Annotated in this window: 22 protein-coding genes; 8 read left to right on the forward strand and 14 right to left on the reverse strand. The window is 60.6% G+C overall.

The genetic code is table 11. The annotated features are described in order from the left end of the window. Positions 1 to 20 precede the first annotated feature (20 nt). From lptB to ACR0C9_RS19875, 5 genes are read right to left on the reverse strand one after another with little or no spacing between them, the layout of a single operon-like run. Complete coding sequence (gene lptB, locus ACR0C9_RS19855) at positions 21 to 779, reverse strand: LPS export ABC transporter ATP-binding protein (RefSeq protein ID WP_480585977.1); 759 nt, start codon at positions 777 to 779, stop codon at positions 21 to 23. Next, the gene (locus ACR0C9_RS19860; protein WP_170455798.1) at positions 779 to 1,270 is read right to left on the reverse strand and encodes an LptA/OstA family protein; all 492 of its coding nucleotides are present in this window, start codon (positions 1,268 to 1,270) and stop codon (positions 779 to 781) included. The genes lptB and ACR0C9_RS19860 overlap by 1 nt, the downstream gene beginning before the upstream one ends. A gap of 3 nt (positions 1,271 to 1,273) precedes the next feature. Next, positions 1,274 to 1,873: an LPS export ABC transporter periplasmic protein LptC gene (locus tag ACR0C9_RS19865; RefSeq protein WP_480627188.1), complete on the reverse strand. Its 600-nt coding sequence runs from the start codon at positions 1,871 to 1,873 to the stop codon at positions 1,274 to 1,276. 13 nt (positions 1,874 to 1,886) lie between these two features. Continuing rightward, a complete protein-coding gene (locus tag ACR0C9_RS19870; protein WP_170455802.1) occupies positions 1,887 to 2,849 on the reverse strand; it encodes a KpsF/GutQ family sugar-phosphate isomerase in 963 nt (320 codons plus the stop codon). Continuing rightward, complete coding sequence (locus ACR0C9_RS19875; protein ID WP_170455804.1) at positions 2,846 to 3,460, reverse strand: ribonuclease D; 615 nt, start codon at positions 3,458 to 3,460, stop codon at positions 2,846 to 2,848. The genes ACR0C9_RS19870 and ACR0C9_RS19875 overlap by 4 nt, the downstream gene beginning before the upstream one ends. Positions 3,461 to 3,640: 180 nt before the next feature. On the opposite strand from ACR0C9_RS19875, the gene ACR0C9_RS19880 reads away from it, so the two are divergent. The 7 genes from ACR0C9_RS19880 to ACR0C9_RS19910 all read left to right on the forward strand — a co-directional run bounded on the left by ACR0C9_RS19880 (position 3,641) and on the right by ACR0C9_RS19910 (position 10,451). Continuing rightward, complete coding sequence (locus ACR0C9_RS19880; protein WP_170455806.1) at positions 3,641 to 4,861, forward strand: MFS transporter; 1,221 nt, start codon at positions 3,641 to 3,643, stop codon at positions 4,859 to 4,861. Between the two features lie 51 nt (positions 4,862 to 4,912). Then, complete coding sequence (locus ACR0C9_RS19885; RefSeq protein ID WP_480781872.1) at positions 4,913 to 5,341, forward strand: Lrp/AsnC family transcriptional regulator; 429 nt, start codon at positions 4,913 to 4,915, stop codon at positions 5,339 to 5,341. Positions 5,342 to 5,414: 73 nt separating this feature from the next. Further along, positions 5,415 to 6,113: a transglycosylase SLT domain-containing protein gene (locus tag ACR0C9_RS19890; protein ID WP_480585964.1), complete on the forward strand. Its 699-nt coding sequence runs from the start codon at positions 5,415 to 5,417 to the stop codon at positions 6,111 to 6,113. 9 nt (positions 6,114 to 6,122) lie between these two features. Continuing rightward, positions 6,123 to 8,210, forward strand: coding sequence for a flagellar biosynthesis protein FlhA (gene flhA, locus ACR0C9_RS19895; protein WP_480781873.1), 2,088 nt, complete (start codon positions 6,123 to 6,125; stop codon positions 8,208 to 8,210). Further along, entirely contained in the window at positions 8,207 to 8,980 is a 774-nt protein-coding gene (locus ACR0C9_RS19900; protein WP_480781874.1) for a flagellar biosynthetic protein FliR, read from the forward strand. The genes flhA and ACR0C9_RS19900 overlap by 4 nt, the downstream gene beginning before the upstream one ends. After that, entirely contained in the window at positions 8,977 to 10,065 is a 1,089-nt protein-coding gene (gene flhB / locus ACR0C9_RS19905; RefSeq protein ID WP_480781875.1) for a flagellar type III secretion system protein FlhB, read from the forward strand. Before ACR0C9_RS19900 ends, flhB begins: the two co-directional genes overlap by 4 nt. After that, complete coding sequence (locus ACR0C9_RS19910; RefSeq protein WP_480781876.1) at positions 10,062 to 10,451, forward strand: hypothetical protein; 390 nt, start codon at positions 10,062 to 10,064, stop codon at positions 10,449 to 10,451. The genes flhB and ACR0C9_RS19910 overlap by 4 nt, the downstream gene beginning before the upstream one ends. 40 nt (positions 10,452 to 10,491) lie before the next feature. Here the strand turns inward: ACR0C9_RS19910 and ACR0C9_RS19915 are convergent, their stop codons facing one another. From ACR0C9_RS19915 to ACR0C9_RS19955, 9 genes are read right to left on the reverse strand one after another with little or no spacing between them, the layout of a single operon-like run. After that, on the reverse strand, positions 10,492 to 10,998 hold the full coding sequence (locus tag ACR0C9_RS19915; RefSeq protein WP_170455818.1) for a flagellar basal body-associated FliL family protein: 507 nt from the start codon (positions 10,996 to 10,998) through the stop codon (positions 10,492 to 10,494). Between the two features lie 9 nt (positions 10,999 to 11,007). Then, positions 11,008 to 11,739, reverse strand: a complete 732-nt coding sequence (flgH, locus tag ACR0C9_RS19920; protein WP_170455820.1) for a flagellar basal body L-ring protein FlgH — start codon at positions 11,737 to 11,739, stop codon at positions 11,008 to 11,010. Further along, entirely contained in the window at positions 11,739 to 12,155 is a 417-nt protein-coding gene (flgA, locus tag ACR0C9_RS19925; RefSeq protein WP_480627183.1) for a flagellar basal body P-ring formation chaperone FlgA, read from the reverse strand. Before flgA ends, flgH begins: the two co-directional genes overlap by 1 nt. Continuing rightward, positions 12,155 to 12,940 carry a flagellar basal-body rod protein FlgG gene (gene flgG / locus ACR0C9_RS19930; protein WP_170455824.1) on the reverse strand — a complete coding sequence of 262 codons (786 nt, stop codon included), beginning with the start codon at positions 12,938 to 12,940 and terminating at the stop codon, positions 12,155 to 12,157. Before flgG ends, flgA begins: the two co-directional genes overlap by 1 nt. Before the next feature lie 21 nt (positions 12,941 to 12,961). Then, positions 12,962 to 13,672 (reverse strand): flagellar hook-basal body complex protein, encoded by a 711-nt coding sequence (locus ACR0C9_RS19935; protein WP_480627182.1) that lies wholly within the window; start codon positions 13,670 to 13,672, stop codon positions 12,962 to 12,964. Beyond that, entirely contained in the window at positions 13,672 to 13,944 is a 273-nt protein-coding gene (locus ACR0C9_RS19940) for a flagellar biosynthetic protein FliQ (RefSeq protein WP_480781877.1), read from the reverse strand. Before ACR0C9_RS19940 ends, ACR0C9_RS19935 begins: the two co-directional genes overlap by 1 nt. Before the next feature lie 3 nt (positions 13,945 to 13,947). Then, positions 13,948 to 14,238, reverse strand: coding sequence for a flagellar hook-basal body complex protein FliE (gene fliE / locus ACR0C9_RS19945; RefSeq protein WP_170455830.1), 291 nt, complete (start codon positions 14,236 to 14,238; stop codon positions 13,948 to 13,950). A 12-nt stretch (positions 14,239 to 14,250) separates the two neighbouring features. Further along, positions 14,251 to 14,637 (reverse strand): flagellar basal body rod protein FlgC, encoded by a 387-nt coding sequence (flgC, locus tag ACR0C9_RS19950; protein ID WP_170455832.1) that lies wholly within the window; start codon positions 14,635 to 14,637, stop codon positions 14,251 to 14,253. 6 nt (positions 14,638 to 14,643) lie between these two features. Further along, complete coding sequence (locus ACR0C9_RS19955; RefSeq protein ID WP_170455834.1) at positions 14,644 to 15,030, reverse strand: FlgB family protein; 387 nt, start codon at positions 15,028 to 15,030, stop codon at positions 14,644 to 14,646. Positions 15,031 to 15,117: 87 nt separating this feature from the next. On the opposite strand from ACR0C9_RS19955, the gene ACR0C9_RS19960 reads away from it, so the two are divergent. After that, complete coding sequence (locus tag ACR0C9_RS19960) at positions 15,118 to 16,455, forward strand: FliI/YscN family ATPase (protein ID WP_480781878.1); 1,338 nt, start codon at positions 15,118 to 15,120, stop codon at positions 16,453 to 16,455. Positions 16,456 to 16,465: the final 10 nt, after the last annotated feature.

Consider the following 16,465-nt stretch of genomic DNA (forward strand, 5'->3'; position numbering starts at 1 on the left):
CGGCGCAAAACCGCGCAACCCTATGAAATTTTGAAGTTTTCGCCCAGATAAACCCTGCGGACGTTTTCGTTTTCGACAACCTCGTCGGGCGTGCCGGACATCAGAACCTGACCGTCGTGCAGGATATAGGCGCGATCGACAATCTCCAGCGTTTCGCGGACGTTGTGATCAGTGATCAGAACCCCGATTCCGCGCTTTTTTAGATCCGCGACCAGATGCCGAATATCCCCCACGCTGATCGGGTCAACGCCCGCAAAGGGTTCATCCAGCAGCAGATATTTCGGATCCGCCGCCAGACAGCGCGCAATCTCGACCCGGCGGCGTTCACCGCCCGACAGGGCCAGCGCGGGTGCGCGGCGCAGGTGTTCGATCGAGAAATCCGACAACAGCTCTTCCAGCCGCTCTTTGCGGCGGTGGGCATGTTTGACTGTAATGTCCAGGACCGAGGCGATGTTGTCCTCGACGCTCATGCCGCGGAAGATCGACATTTCCTGTGGCAGATAGCCGATCCCCATCCGGGCACGGCGATACATCGGCAGGGTGGTCACATTCTGCCCGTCAATCGTCACCTTTCCGGCTTCGGGAAAGACCAGACCGGCCACGGAATAAAACGTCGTCGTCTTGCCCGACCCGTTCGGACCCAGCAACGCCACAACCTCGGACCGGTCCAGCGTCATCGAGACGTCGCGGATAACCGTCTTTTTCCGGTAAGACTTGCGCAGTTTTTCGATCCGCAGGCCCAAACTGCCCTCGGCCACAGACAAGTGGGGACGCGCCATCAGTTGTTCCCCTGCTGCAGGATCGTCTTGACCCGGCCCGTCATCGTTGCCGTGCCGGTCGTCAGGTTCGCGTTCATTTGATCGCCGCTGATCACGCTGGGGCCTTGGGTCAGCAGCACATTGCCACGCATCACGATCACACCGCTGTCGATCGTGTATTCGGCCCAATCCCCTTCGGCTGCGTCCGGCGGGCTGACCAGAACCACATTCTCGGTCGCCTCCATCCGCTCAATCGCCGAGCGTTCGTCATTGTAGATGACCAGAACCCGTTCGGCTGTCAGCCGCATTTCGCCCTGAATGACGATCACGTTGCCGATGAACTCGGCCGAGCCATCCTCTTGATTCACGTTCAGCGTTTCCGAGGTTACCTCAACCGGCAGGGACGGGTCCGCGCGCGTCGCGCCAAAGGCCACCTGCGCTTCTTGCGCGGTTGCAGAAACGGCACCTGTTACCAGAGCAAAACACAAAAGGACAAAACGAAAATCGAACACAGGTTATCTTTCTGCTTTTTGAGGCTCATACACCAGCTTCACGCCATCTGTAAAAAGAATATGGACCGGGCCGTCCGTTTTTTCAGTCCCAAAAGTCATGCCACCCGCCGAAAAATCGCCGATGGGGCCGGTTCCGTTGACCTGCCCGGGGCTGTCGCCCCGGATCTCATCGAGTGAAGTATTGAGCAGATCGGTCGTGACTTCGATCCCGTCAGCGGTGGTGATCAGCACATCGCCGACGAAGGTGGCCGTGCCCTTGTCCGGTCGGATCAGGCCTGAATTGGAGTCCAACGTGATGACCCGCCCGCTTAACAATACATAGCGACCGCTGAATTCCGTCGCAGTTGGAACCGCGCCTTCGGTCCCCTGCGTCGCTTTCGTGGCGATGATCTGCACGTCCTCGCCCTTGGTTGTGGTGCCGCGATAGTCCGGTTGGGTCACCACCTGATCGGCAAGGCGCGCATCGATATCCTGCTGGCTGAACGGGCCTGAGACCGTGGTTTCGATACTGCGGGACAAAAGGAAGACGGTAGACAGCATGATAATGGCCGCAAGCGGCAACAGAACCTTCAGGAACTGCACCATGCGGGAATAGCGGTCCACCTCAGCCTCTCCCTTACCCAAGCCCGACGCGCAGACAGTCGTGGATGTGCAACAGGCCTTGCGCCTGACCACCTGCGTCCGGATCTGCCACAAAAAGCGAGGTGATCTTGCGGTCATTCATGATCGCCACGGCTTCTTCCGCCAGAGAGCCCGGCGCGATGGTCATCGGGTCTGCGGTCATGACCTCTTCGGTGGTCTTGTCCAGCAAGCCGTCCATGTTACGACGCAAGTCACCATCCGTGACGATGCCCAGCAAGCGGCCCGCGTCATCCGTGACACCAACGACACCAAAGCTTTTCTGGCTCATGACCAGCAATGCCTCGCCCATCGGTGTCCCGACTGAGACCACCGGCATATCCGTGTGCATAAGGTCGCGCACCTTGCTGAGTTGCGCACCCAGTTTGCCGCCCGGATGGAAATCACGGAAGTTCTCGGGTTTGAAATCGCGATATTTCATCAGCGCAATCGCCAGCGCATCGCCCATCGCCAGTGTCAGCGTGGTCGAGATCGAGGGTACCATGCCAAACCCGCAAGCCTCGCCCAGCGAGGGGATCAGAAGATGCACATCGGCCTGTTTCATCAGCGTGCTTTGGGGCTTGCTGGACAGACCGATCAGAGGGATGCCGAACCGACGTGTGTAAACAAGCAAGTTCGCCAGCTCAGGCGCCTCACCCGAATTCGAGATCGCCAGAACCACATCCCCCTTCGAGACCATGCCCAGATCGCCATGGCTCGCCTCGGCGGGATGGACGAAATGGGCGGGAGTGCCAGTGCTGGCCAGAGTTGCCGCGATCTTGTGCCCGATATGGCCGGATTTCCCGATCCCGCTGACGATCAGACGGCCCGTGGCCTGCAGGATCATCTGTACGGCTTCAGCGAAATGTTCATCAAAACTGTCGGCCAGCACGTCCAGCGCGCGGGCTTCATCGGTGACAACCTGACGGGCGGTTTTCAGAAAAGATTCAGTGTCAGTCATGAGTGTGCAAAAATATCCGTTTCGGGCCAGCCAGCGAGGTCAAGCTTCGCACGCATCGGCAGAAAATCAAAACAGGCCTGCGCCATCTCGGTGCGGCCTTCGCGGGCAAGTCGCCCATCCAGCGCCTCGCGCAACTGGTGCAGATACAGAACATCGGATGCAGCATATTCCAGCTGAGCGTCGGTCAGCGTTTCCGCCCCCCAGTCGCTCATCTGCTGTTGCTTCGAGATATCGACGCCGATCAACTCCTGACACAGGTTTTTCAGCCCATGCCGGTCGGTATAAGTGCGCACAAGGCGGCTGGCGATCTTGGTGCAATAGACCGGCGCGGCCAAAGCGCCGAACGCATGATACATCGCGGCAATGTCGAAACGCCCGAAATGAAACAGCTTCAGCACATCCGGATTTTCCAACATGGCGCACAGGTTCGGGGCCTCGGTCTGGCCTTTTTCGACCTGAACGATATGGCTGTTTCCATCCCCGCCGGACATCTGAATCACGCATAGGCGATCCCGATGCGGGTTCAGCCCCATGGTTTCACAATCAATGGCCACAATAGGCCCCAGATCCAGCCCGTCCGGCAGGTCGTTCTTATACAGATGGTTCGCCACGGAAATGTCCTTTGTGCGGTCTCGACCCCGAGATAGGCGGTTTGGCCCACAAACTCAACGCCGTCCGTTTTCCTGGGTCTGCACGTCTTGTTATCCGCCTGAATTGCTGGATAGTCTGCCCTTATGGCAAACCAAACAAAGTGGCTGTGTTCCAAGGTCACCACGAACCGTCTCTGATCCATGTTCAGTATCCTGCAAAACCGCACCTATCGCCACCTTCTGGCGGCGCAAGTTGTTGCGCTGACGGGAACCGGGCTGGCAACGATTGCCTTGGGGTTGCTGGCTTATGATCTGGCCGGAGACGCCGCCGGGCTGGTTTTGGGTACTGCCCTGACCATCAAGATGGTGGCCTATGTTGTCGTGGCCCCGCTGGCCGCCGCCATTGCCGAACAGATCGACCGACGCAAGATGCTGGTGGTTCTGGACCTGGTCCGCGCCGCCGTTGCCCTCTGCCTGCCCTTCGTCTCCGAGATCTGGCAGGTCTATGTTCTGATTTTCGTCCTGCAATCGGCCTCTGCCGGGTTCACACCCACGTTTCAGGCCACGATCCCGGATGTTCTGACGGATGAGCGGGACTATACCCGCGCTTTGTCGCTGTCGCGGCTGGCTTACGATCTGGAAAGCCTGCTCAGCCCGATGCTGGCGGCCCTTCTGCTGCTGTTTGTCAGCTTTGACACCCTGTTTCTGGGCACCGGCCTTGGGTTTGTCGCCTCGGCCCTTCTGGTGGTGTCAGTCATATTGCCTTCGCCCAAACCGTCCGGGCGCACCGGCATCTACGACCGAACCACGCGGGGCATTCGTCTGTACCTGTCCACGACACGCTTGCGCGGCCTACTGGCGCTCAGCTGGTGCGCCGCCGCGCTCAGTTCGATGGTTATTGTGAACACCGTGGTGCTGGTGCGGTCCGATCTGGGACTGTCCGAAAGCGCAGTGGCCATTGCGCTGGCTGGCTTTGGCGGCGGGTCCATGCTGGCCGCGTTTGCCTTGCCCCCGCTGTTGGACCGGTTTCCGGATCGCCGCGTCATGCTAAGCGGCTCGACCATCGCAACATCGACCATGGCAGCGGCAGCCTTTGTTTCGATGTCAGACCTTTTGTCTTTGCCTGCCCTGACCACGCTTTGGGCCATCGCGGGCTTTGGATATTCGATGACCCTGACCCCCTCGGGCCGCTTATTGACCCGGTCTGCCGGCCCCGAGGATCGACCCGCCCTCTTTGCCGCACAATTCACCCTGTCGCACGCGTGCTGGCTGGTACTGTACCCAATGGCGGGCTGGTTGATGACCCGGTACGGCGCGACCACCGCATTGACGGGCATGACTTGCGCTGCCGTGCTGGGCCTGACGACTGCACTGATGATCTGGCCCCGGTCCGGCACCGCGCCAGCGACGCATAAACCTTGAGCGTCGCCATCGATTTGCTTTAAACCTGAGCGACCGCCTGCCGGAGACCCTATGGATCAGCTTGATCGCCATATCATCGCCGCCCTGCAACATAACGCGCGTGAATCGACCACAAATATCGCCGCCAAACTGGGCGTGGCGCGCACAACTGTGCACGAGCGGATCAAACGCATGGAAGACCGCGGCGTGATCGCAGGCTATTCGGTCATTCTGAACGCGCCCGAGGATGCGCCTCGTGTGCAGGTTGTTGTGCTGCTCGAAGTGCAGCAGAAGGAAACCACCCGCATCATCAAACGGCTGGAAACCTACCCCGAGGTCAAACGCTGCCTGTCGATCAATGGCGAGTTCGACCTGCTGCTTTCCGCCGAGGCCCCAAGGATCGAGGATCTGGATATTCTGGTCGATGATCTGGCCAAAATCCCCGGCGTGCTGCGCACCAATACCAGCGTCGTGTTCGGTCGGCGGATCAACCGAAAATGAACAGGCGATAACGCGCTGTAAACCAATGCGCGGCTAGCGTGACCGGGACAGATCAGAATCCCGGACCGGCAGAATGCCCTTTCGTATAGTCGCGTTTTTTGTTTCCCTGATGCAGGTGTGGTTGGCACAGGCGGCGTTTGCCATGTCGGACGCGCGCACCGGCGATGTCTGCGATCAGGCCGCCCGCCGTGCCGCGCAGTCCGAAGATGTGCCGCTGGATGTATTGCGCGCCATAACGCGCGTTGAAACCGGGCGCACGCAGGGCGGGCATTTCATTCCCTGGCCGTGGACCATCAATGTCGAAGGGCACGGGTTCTGGTTCAACTCGGAAATCGAGGCCAAATCTTACGTGTTCGACATTTTCAAAGCGGGCAAGCGCAGCTTTGATGTCGGATGTTTCCAGATCAACTATCGCTGGCACGGCAAGGCGTTCCGATCTATCGACGCAATGTTCGACCCGGATGAAAACGCCACCTATGCGGCCCGGTTCCTGAAGGATTTGCACGCCGAGCTCGGCTCATGGTCCGCCGCCGCCGGGGCCTATCATTCCCGCACGCCCGAGCTGGCAAACGCCTATCAGGGCCGGTTCCAGACCGTCCTGGCGCAACTTGGCACCGCGCCTGAAACACAAACAGCCTTTGTGTCGCGTGACCCGTTCACCGGTTCCGCCGCCCCGCTGATCCCGCTGCAACCGACCCAGACCCCTCGGGGGTCGCTGGGCTCTCTGGTGCCTACCGGCGGGTCCGCCACCGCCTTTATCGCCTTCAATTAGGAGCGTTTCGTGCCCAAGATCGACGTCCGATCCCTGTTCTCGCCCACCGTATTGCTGGCGCTAGCACTGATGACCATCATCGTGATGATGATCTTGCCGATGCCCGCCTGGGTGCTGGATGTGGGGCTGGCCGCGTCTTTTGCGCTGGCCATTCTGATCTTTACCCTGACCCTGTTTATCGAACGTCCGCTGGATTTCTCGTCCTTCCCGACGATCCTGCTTGCGTCGCTGATGTTGCGCCTGTCGCTGAACGTATCCTCGACCAAGCTGATCATCGGTCAGGGCCATACCGGCCCCAATGCCGCCGGGGATGTGATCGAAGGGTTCGCCAATTTTGTCATGGGCGGCAGTATCTTTCTGGGGCTGGTGGTGTTCGGCGTGCTGCTGATCGTGAACTTCATGGTCATCACCAAAGGCGCTGCCCGCATGGCCGAGGTCGGCGCGCGCTTTGCGCTGGACGGGATGCCCGGCAAGCAGCTGGCCATCGACAGCGACATGTCCGCCGGGGCCATCGACCACCAGCAGGCCAAGGAACGGCGCGAGCGGGAACAGCAGGAAACCACCTTTTTCGGCTCGCTGGATGGCGCGTCCAAATTCGTCAAGGGTGACGCGATTGCCGGGTTGCTGATCACGCTTTTGAACCTTGTTATGGGTCTGGTGATGGGCGTGATCGTGCACGGCATGCCGGTCGCCTCGGCGTTTGAGACCTATGCCATCCTGACTGTCGGAGATGGTCTGGTTTCGCAGATTCCAGCCGTGATCATTTCGATTGCCTCGGCGTTGCTATTGGCGCGGGGCGGCACGCAAGGGGCAACCGACAACGCCATCTTCTCGCAACTGGGTAAACACCCCGCCGCGCTGGCAACCGTGGCCGTTCTGATGGTCCTGTTTGCTCTGGTGCCGGGCCTGCCGTTTTTGCCTTTCATTCTGGGGGCCGGCGTTCTGGGCTATGCCGCCTATCACGTCCACCGCACCCAAAAAGCCGCCGCGCTGGAACCCGAAACCCCATCGTCCGAGGTGGATGCACCCGTGTCTCAGGCCATCGGAGACATCCTGGATCTGGACGACGTACATCTGGAGTTTGCGCCCGATCTGGTCAGCATGGTGTTGAACCAGGGCACCGGGCTGGATGCGCGGATTGCCAATATGCGGACCTATGTCGCCTCGACCTTTGGTCTGATCCTGCCCGAGATTCGCCTGACCGACCGCGCCGACCTGCCAACCGGCACATATGTGATCAAGGTTCAGGGGGTAGAACAGGCGCGCGGGGTCCTGAACCCCGATCTGGTTCTGGCGCTGGTGCAGGACGGCTTTGACCTGCTGCCCGACGGCAACGACGTGACCGAGCCTGTCTACGGCGCGCCTGCCCGCTGGATTCTGCCCAAAGATCAGGAGGATGCAGCGCTGAGCGGGGCCACCATCGTCTCACCGCCTGAGATTCTGGCGACCCATCTGCTGGAGATCATAAAACAGAACTTCCCGCGCCTGCTGACGCTGAAATCCCTGCGCCGTCTGCTGTCCGAGATGACCCGCCTTAGCGATCCGGTCCGGGCCGAGGCCAACCGCAAGCTGCTGGACGAATTGATCCCCGACAAAGTTCCTATCGACACGCTGCACGCCGTCCTGCGCCTGCTGCTGGACGAACGCGTCTCGATCAGAAACATGGCCCTGATCCTGGAAAGCGTGGCCGAGGCGCGGATGACCACCACCCAGCCCGAAGGGATTTGCGAGATCGTCCGCCAAAGGCTTGGCTTCCAACTGGTCGCCGAGATGAAACGAGAGGACGGATCGATCCCGCTGATCCACCTTGCCCCGGAATGGGAGGATACGTTCGCCACCTACCAGATCGACGCCCCCAATGCCGGGCTGGATGTCGCGCTGCCGCCCAACCTGTTCAACAAACTGGCAGATGGCGTCGTGACCAGCGTGGCGAAATCGGCAGATAGCGGGCTGTTCCCGGCCATCGTCACCTCGACCCGCCGCCGCCGGTTGCTGCGCACGATCATGCAGGCGCGGGGCGTCGCCAACCCGGTCCTGTCGTTCGAAGAGATCGGGCTTGAGGCACGGCCGTCACTGGTCGGAACGGTTCCCGCGTGATCGCCCTGCCCCCGGAACTGCTGAACCAGATCGGCGTCAGCGTTTGGCATCTATTTGCCGTGTTTCTGCGTGTCTCGGCCTTTGTGTCGCTGCTGCCCGCGTTCGGCGAGCGCAGCATCCCGGTGCGCGTCAAACTGGGTCTTTCGATGGCCTTCACCCTGATAATCGCGCCCGCAATTGGCGCAGCTGAGCTGGCCGCCGGTTTCCCGCAGATGGTCCGGCTGGTGGGGACAGAGGTGTTGATCGGGATGGCCCTCGGCATTGGGTTACGATTGTTTGTGCTGGCCCTGCAAACCGCTGGGTCCATTGCAGCACAATCGACCTCGCTGTCGCAGCTTCTGGGCGGGGCCGCAGTCGATCCGATGCCAGCAATAGGGTATTTTCTGATGCTGGCCGGTCTGACGCTGGCCGTGATCATGGGACTGCACATCCGGGCCGCGCAATTTCTGATCCACAGCTACGCGATGTTCCCGATGGGGATGCTTCCGGCACCATCGGATCTGTCCCACTGGGGGGTGCAACAGATCGCGCACAGCTTCAGCCTGGCCTTTGCGCTGGCCACCCCGTTTGTGATCGCCTCGCTGATCTACAATCTGGCCCTTGGGGTGATCAACCGTGCCATGCCGCAGCTGATGGTGGCCTTCGTCGGCGCCCCTGCCATCACCTTTGCCGGGCTGTTCCTGCTGTTTGCCGGCGCACCGCTGATCCTGTCCGTCTGGTCAGACGCCCTGAACGCCTTCCTTCTCAACCCGACCGGGGAAAGGCCATGAGCGGACCTGACGACGACAGCGACAAATCCTTTGAACCCACCCCGCAAAAGCTGCAGAAAGCGCGCGAAAAGGGTGAGGTTGCGAAGTCCAGCGATCTGTCCGTGGTCGCGGGATATACCGGTCTGGTCATCGCGCTGCTGACGGCGGGGCAGCACACAGCCCAACATCTGGGCACGCTGTTTGTTGTGCTGATTGACCAGTCGGATGCGTTGTCTCAACTGGTCGCGACCGGGCCTGCTTCTGCGCCGGTTGCCGGGTTGCTTCGGGGCGCACTAGTGCCGGTCTCGATGCTTTTTGCACTGCCCGCCGCGGCGGTTTTGCTCAGTCTGATTGCCCAGCGCGCGCTGATCTTTGCACCCACCAAGCTGAAACCCAAGCTCTCGCGTATCTCGCTTGTGTCGAATGCAAAAAACAAATTCGGACGCGGCGGCCTGTTCGAATTTGCCAAGAGTTTTGCCAAGCTGCTGATCTATGGCACTTGCCTGGCCTTGTTCCTGAAGGCCAATCTGACCGAGATCATTTCGGCCAGCGCAGCACCTGCAAAATCGTCGATTCTGTTGATGATGAACCTGCTGTTTCGCTTTCTGTTCATCGTGATCGTCATTGCGCTGGCCATCGGTGTGATCGATTACCTTTGGCAATATGCCGAGCACATGCGCAAGAACCGCATGTCGCGCAAGGAAATCCAGGATGAGACCAAGGATGCCGAGGGCGATCCGCATGTCAAACAACAGCGCCGCCAACGTGCGCAGGACATTGCAACCAACCAGATGATGTCCGATGTGCCCAAGGCGGATGTGGTGATCGTCAACCCTACCCATTTCGCGGTCGCGCTTAAATGGTCCCGCGCCGCAGGTGCCGCCCCTGTCTGCGTTGCCAAGGGCGTGGATGAGGTGGCGGCGGCCATCCGATCCGCCGCCAGCGAGGGCGGGGTCCCGATCCACTCGGATCCGCCAACTGCACGCGCGCTGCACGCGACCGTCGAGATCGGTCAGGAAATCGCCGAAGAGCACTACCGCCCGGTCGCCGCCGCAATTCGATTTGCCGAGGCGATGCGCAAACGTGCAATAGGTCAGATCAGATGAACCGAAAAAAAATGTCCGACCTGCAACGCGCCACTGATGCCGTGTATCAGAAAAACTATCAGACCCTGCGCCCGGTGATCGAGGCCGAAGCCCGCGTACAGCAGCAGCTTGCATCGCTGAACACACAGGTTGCAGAGGTGCGGCGCGACAGTGCCTCGGCCGAAGGGTATCAGGTCACCGGGACGGATATTCTGTGGAACGGGTGGGAATCCGCAACCCGTCGCCAGTTGAACACCGACCTCGCCCGTCTGCGGGCGCAGAAACTAGCCGCGATCGAACAACTTCGGGCGGCGTTCGGACGGCAACAGGCGATCCGTTCAATCTCCGACCAGCTTCGACAAGAACATCGGCTGGCTCAGGCCAGAAAACAGTCAAATCAACAGTAGCCCCCGGGGCCCAATCGGATCGGGCCGGAGGTTCTTGGGTTCAGGTATCTTGCCGGTTCACGCTCATGATCAGAACTTGAGATACATCCGCACCAAGGTCCTTCTGTGCCACTTCCAGCAGCGCCTTGCGCAGGACGGTCAGGGTGTCCGATTCCGTGAAGATACCGTCAAAGCCGCCAGTATTGGCGTGATCGAACAGAACCTGCAAAAACCCGTCCCTCAGTTTCGGCTCGATGGCATAGAAGGTTTCGGTGATGGCAGGGTTCGCCTCAAGGCTTAGCGACATCGTCACCATGGCCGAGATCTGATCATCTTTCACCACCGGCACGACAAATTGCTTGGTCAGTTTCAGATACTCAAAACCACCCGCCTTGTCCCCTTTGTCGGATTTCTTATCGGCCTTTTGTTCTTTGGCCTCTGTCTTCTTTTCGTCCTTCGCATCAGACGCAACCTCAGGCGGTTTTTCAGGGGTCAGGAATTTCGCAGCACCAATACCGGCACCCAGACCAACCAACAGGAAAACGACTGGCAGCAACAGCTTCATCATGTGCGCACCTCAATACGGTAGAATCGAGTCGAGGATCTGCTGGCCAAGGCGCGGCTGCTGGACATCGGTGATTTGCCCGCGCCCACCGTAAGACACCCGCGCCGAGGCGATCTTGTCATACGTAATCTCATTCTTGCGCGAGATATCCTGCGGGCGGACGTAGCCGGCAACCAAAAGCTCTCGCAATTCGAAGTTCACGCGCAGTTCTTGTGAACCCGAGATCGAAAGAACCCCGTTTGGCAACACGTCCAGCACCGTGGCCGCGACCCGCAAAGTCAGCTTTTCGTTGCGCCGCACCGACCCCCGGCCCGAGCTTGAGGAATCCGACTCGATCCCGACTGCATCGTCCAGGGTCGCCCCCTCGGGCAGATGTTCTTCGGCCCGTTGCGGCAGCCCGAACAGGTTAGGGATCTCAAGGCTTTCCGAACCGGAGCGGGACCGGCTGGTGTTGTTGGAAAACTCGGCCTCTTCGTCCAGTTCGATCACAACGGTCAGAATATCGCCTTTCTTGATCGCCCGCTGATCGCCCAGCAGGGATTGCTGCCCGCCGCTCCATAGCGAGGATCTGTCGACCACCCGTTGCGTCTGTGTGTGAAGGGGCAGGCCCGGCCAAAGCATTGCCACCTGTTCCGGTGACTCCTCGTTCGGGGTGAAGCTTGGCGGTTTGCCCAGATGATCCAATCGACCGCAGGCGGAAAGCGCAAAGATCGTCAGCAGAAGGGGTTTTGACAGTCCAGTCATTATTTCACCTCGATTTGTCCGTCGGGCCGGATCAGGCCGGTGACCGTTGTGCGGGAGGACAGGTTCATGACGCGGATACGCTCACCCACCGCGCCACGCCCCAGCGCCCGGCCTTCGGTAGAGATCGACAGGGGTTGGCGGTTGAAAACCAGAACAACCAGATCATTGCGATCCACGATGGCAGGCGGGCCGACATCCACCGCGCGTACGGGGCGACCGGGATAAAGGGCGACGCGTGCCTCTAGCCCGATCAACGCGCCCGGATCACTGATGGCGCCGGGCAAATCCGTCGCTTTCAGTTCAAGGTCCGCAGCCGAGATCACCTCTTTCGCGCGGATCGTGCGGGTCGGGACCACGATATCCGCCAATGCAGCCAGGGGCGCGACCATCAAGCATATCAGAAGCACCAACCGCATCACCGCACCTGCGTTGTCGCGCCCATCATCTGATCGACGGCGGTGATAACCTTGGCATTCATCTCATAGCCACGTTGCGCCTCGATCAACTCAGTCACTTCGCGCACGGCATCGACCGAGCTGTCTTCCAGATAGCCTTGTCGCAGCGTGCCCAACCCGTCTTCGCCGGGCAGGCCCAGGATCGGCGCGCCCGAGGCTTCGGTTTCGCGGAACAGGTTGCTGCCGATTGCCTCAAGGCCCTTGGCGTTCGAGAAGCTGGCCAGCGAGAATTCACCCAGCAATTGCCCTTCGGGCGTGTCGTCAAAATAGGCATAAACCTCGCCCGAGGCGTTGATCGAGATTGACCGGGCATCATCCGGGATTGTGATCTCTGGGGCCACGGCAAAGCCGTCCGAGGTCACGATCAGACCTTCAGCCGAGCGTTTCAGGCTGCCATCGCGCGTATAGGCGGACTGACCGTTGGGTAGCGCCACCTCCAGATAACCACGGCCTTCGATGGCCACGTCCAGATCGCTGCCGGTGGCCGACAGCGCACCCTGTGCCAGTTGCACCGTGACGGCAGCGGGCCGGACGCCAAGGCCCAGTTGGATACCGGTCGGCAACACGGTTCCGTCCGATGCGTTGACCGCACCCGCGCGGGCCATCTGCTGATAGTGCAGATCGGCAAACTCCGCACGGCGGGCGTTGTAACCGGTGGTGTTCATGTTCGCGAGGTTGTTCGAGATCGTCTCAACCCGCATCTGCTGCGCCGTCATACCTGTGGCTGCGATTTTCAAAGCACGCATTTCAAAATCTCCTTGTTCAGATCAGCGCATCAGCGCGTCGAGGGCCCCGCGCACGCGCTCATCTTCGGTTTCCAGAAAGCTTTGGCCCAACTCATAGGCGCGCTGGATTTCGACCAGACGCGTGACCTGCTGGATTGCATTGACGTTCGAGCCCTCGAGGAACCGATGCACGACAACGGGTTCATCAACGGCGTCGATCCCGCCATCAGCCCGGAACCGCGTATTGCCCTCGCGGACCAGAGTCTCGGGGTCTTCCACCCGATAGACGCCGATCTGGCCCAGAAGCTGCCCCTCGACACTCAGCGTGCCGTCTGCACCAACGTCGATCGAGGCCGCATCAGGCGGGATGAAAACAGGCGAGCCGTTGCTGTCCAGAACACGCGCGCCATCCATCGCCACCAGATCACCCTGCGCGTTTGGGGTGAAACTGCCCGCCCGCGTCAGGCGATTGCCCTCGGGGGTTTCAACCATGAAGAACCCCTCGCCTTCGATGGCAAAATCGAACTGCCCGCCAGTCTCGGTCAGAACGCCCTGTTGCAGGGACGTATTGCGCGCCTCGGCCCGGCTCATCGACAGGGACGGATTGCCCGGCATGTCGCGCACGAATTCCGAGAACACCAACCCTTGTGCGCGGTAGCCGGTGGTATTGGCATTGGCGATATTGTTCGCTACCAGCCGCATTTCGTTCATCAGCCCGGATTGACGGGACAGGGTGACATAGGCGGTATCCATCAGCGACCTCCTGCGATCAGCGGCACCAGAGTGCCTGTGAAAAACGTGACAAGCGTCTGGGTCATGAAGCCCATCGAAATCCAGAACACGACGACAATGGCGATCAGTTTGGGAACGAAGGTCAACGTCATCTCCTGCACCGAGGTCAGTGCCTGGAACAGGCCGACGATCAGACCGGACACCAGCGCCACGGCCAGAATCGGGACCGAGGTGATCACCGCGACCCACAGCGCCTGACGCACGGTGTCGTAGAACAGACCTTCGCTCAGCATCGTTCAGACCGGCATCCGCAGGATTTCCTGATAGGCTTCGACCACCTTGTTGCGCACGATAACGGCGGTTTCGACGGCCAGTTCGGTCTGCGCCAGTGCCTGCACCAAGGCATGCGGATCAGCCTGTCCGGTCATCGCGGCCTGAGACATTTGCTCGCTGTGTTTCAGCGTTGCCGCAAAGTCCTGAAACGTCGCGCGCATTCCCTGCGCCATGCCGGCATGATCCGGGTCGGCCTGCGTTGCGGGGCGCGCGCCAGCATAGTTCTGTGCGGCGGTAAGTGATCGGATATCCATTCTGGCGTTCCTTTATTTCCGGAGTAATTCCATCAGCGACGACGACATTTTGCGCGTCTGGTCGAACATCTTGAGATTGGCCTCGTAACTGCGCTGCGCCTCGCGCGCGTCGGCGATCTCGATCATCAGATCGACATTCGAGCCCAGATAATGACCGCTTTCATCCGCCATCGGATGGCTGGGGTCGTGAACGCGCTGCAAATCGCGGCGATCCAGTTGCACGCGCCCGGCCTGCACCATCTCCTTGCCGTCCTTCTGCACCGTCTCGAACGGGACCGTTTTGCGCCGGTAGCCGGGCGTATCCGCGTTCGAGATATTCTCGGACACATGACGCAGCCGGGCCGCCTGCGCCCGCAGGGCACTGGCCGACGCAGTAAGAGAGTGGGAAAAATCGCTCATCTCCGATTAACCCCGACCCAAACTGGTGCGCAGAATGCCCATCGAGGACTTGTAGATCGTCAGCGCCCGATCATGCTGCCGTTTGACGTCAACCGCTTTCAGCATTTCCTCTTCCAACGACACACCGTTGCCGTTGGGATCCCCTTTCGGCTCGGCAGTGTATTCAGCCCAGTTTTGCCCGGACATGCCGCCGTTCAGATGCCCCTGCCGGGTGGCCGTCATTTCGGCCCCGGACCCGGTGTTTTCGAATGCTGTTTGAAAGGCTTCGATATCGCGCGGCTGATAGCCCGGCGTATCTGCGTTGGCCATGTTGCGCGCGATGACGGCCTGCCGTTGCCCGGCATGGGTTGCCATTGCGTACGCTGTCTTAAAGACGTTCAGGTCATAGAACATCGGGGCTTCTCCCTCGATCAATTTCAATCAAGGCTTAACCCCGATTCCTTTAGAAACAGTTTTCAGAACTCAGTTGGAGAACCCACGATGTCAGATCTCGACCCGATGCTTCTGAAATGCGAATTCGACCGGATGGCCATGGCGCGGCATGTCGGGCTGGTGTCCAGTGTCGCGCAAGGCGTCATAGAAATCAGCGGTTTGACCCGGCAGGCACGAATCGGGGATCTGCTGACGCTGAAACGCCGCTCGGGCCCCGATCTGACGGGTGAGGTGCTGCATGTGGGCTCCGATCATATTCACATGATGCCCGGCGGCGCACCGGATGGGGTCAGCCTTGGGGACCGAGTGATTCTGAACCCCTCACCCGGATTTGCGCCGGGGATGCATTGGCTGGGGCGGGTGATCGATCCGTTTGGTGCCCCGCTTGATGGCAAACCGCTGCTGGGCGGACCGCAGGAGAGGGACATCGTGCAAGCCCCGCCCCCGGCCGTAAATCGCAAGCCACTTGGCGCACGGATGGCGACCGGTCTGGCGGCGCTCAATACCATGCTGCCGATTGTGCGTGGGCAGCGGGTCGGATTGTTTGCGGGTTCGGGTGTCGGGAAATCCACCCTGTTGGCAACGATGGCGCGGTCGATGCAGGCTGACGTGGTCGTCGTGGCACTGGTGGGCGAGCGCGGGCGCGAAGTGAATGAGTTTGTCACCCATGCCCTAGGGCCCGAGGCCATGAAACGTGCAGTCGTTGTGGCGGCCACTTCGGACCAATCCGCATTGGCGCGACGGCGTTGCGCGTGGTCGGCCATGTCCGTGGCCGAATACATGCGCGATCAGGGTCTGAACGTCCTGTTTCTGGCCGATTCCGTCACCCGCTTTGCCGAGGCGCATCGGGAAATTGCCGTTGCGATGGGTGAGGCCCCCTCGCTGCGCGGCTTCCCACCATCGGTCACGCCGCTGATTTCAAAGCTGTGCGAACGCGCCGGGCCGGGCACGCATGAACAGGGCGACATTACTGCGGTGTTCAGCGTTCTGGTCGCCGGATCGGATATGGACGAACCCATCGCCGACATCCTGCGCGGCGTGCTGGACGGCCATATCGTGCTGAGCCGCGAGATCGCCGAACGCGGCCGCTTTCCGGCGATTGACCTCAGCCGGTCGGTTTCGCGCAGTCTGCCGGGGGCGGCGACCGAGGCCGAGAATCAGATGATCGCCGAGGCCCGGAAACTGGTCGGCAGCTATGAGCAGTCCGAGGTGATGATCAAAGCCGGGCTTTATACAGAAGGCTCTGATCCCCTGCTGGATCAGGCGGTCCGGGTACATGACGATCTGGATGGTTTCTTTGGCAAAACCGACCCGGACGGGATTGAAAACAGCTTCAACCGCCTGTCCCTGATCCTGCGCCGCGCCTCGGCTGGGCTGCCAAGGTAAAGCGAACTCT

The organism is Ruegeria sp. C12, from assembly GCF_056537745.1.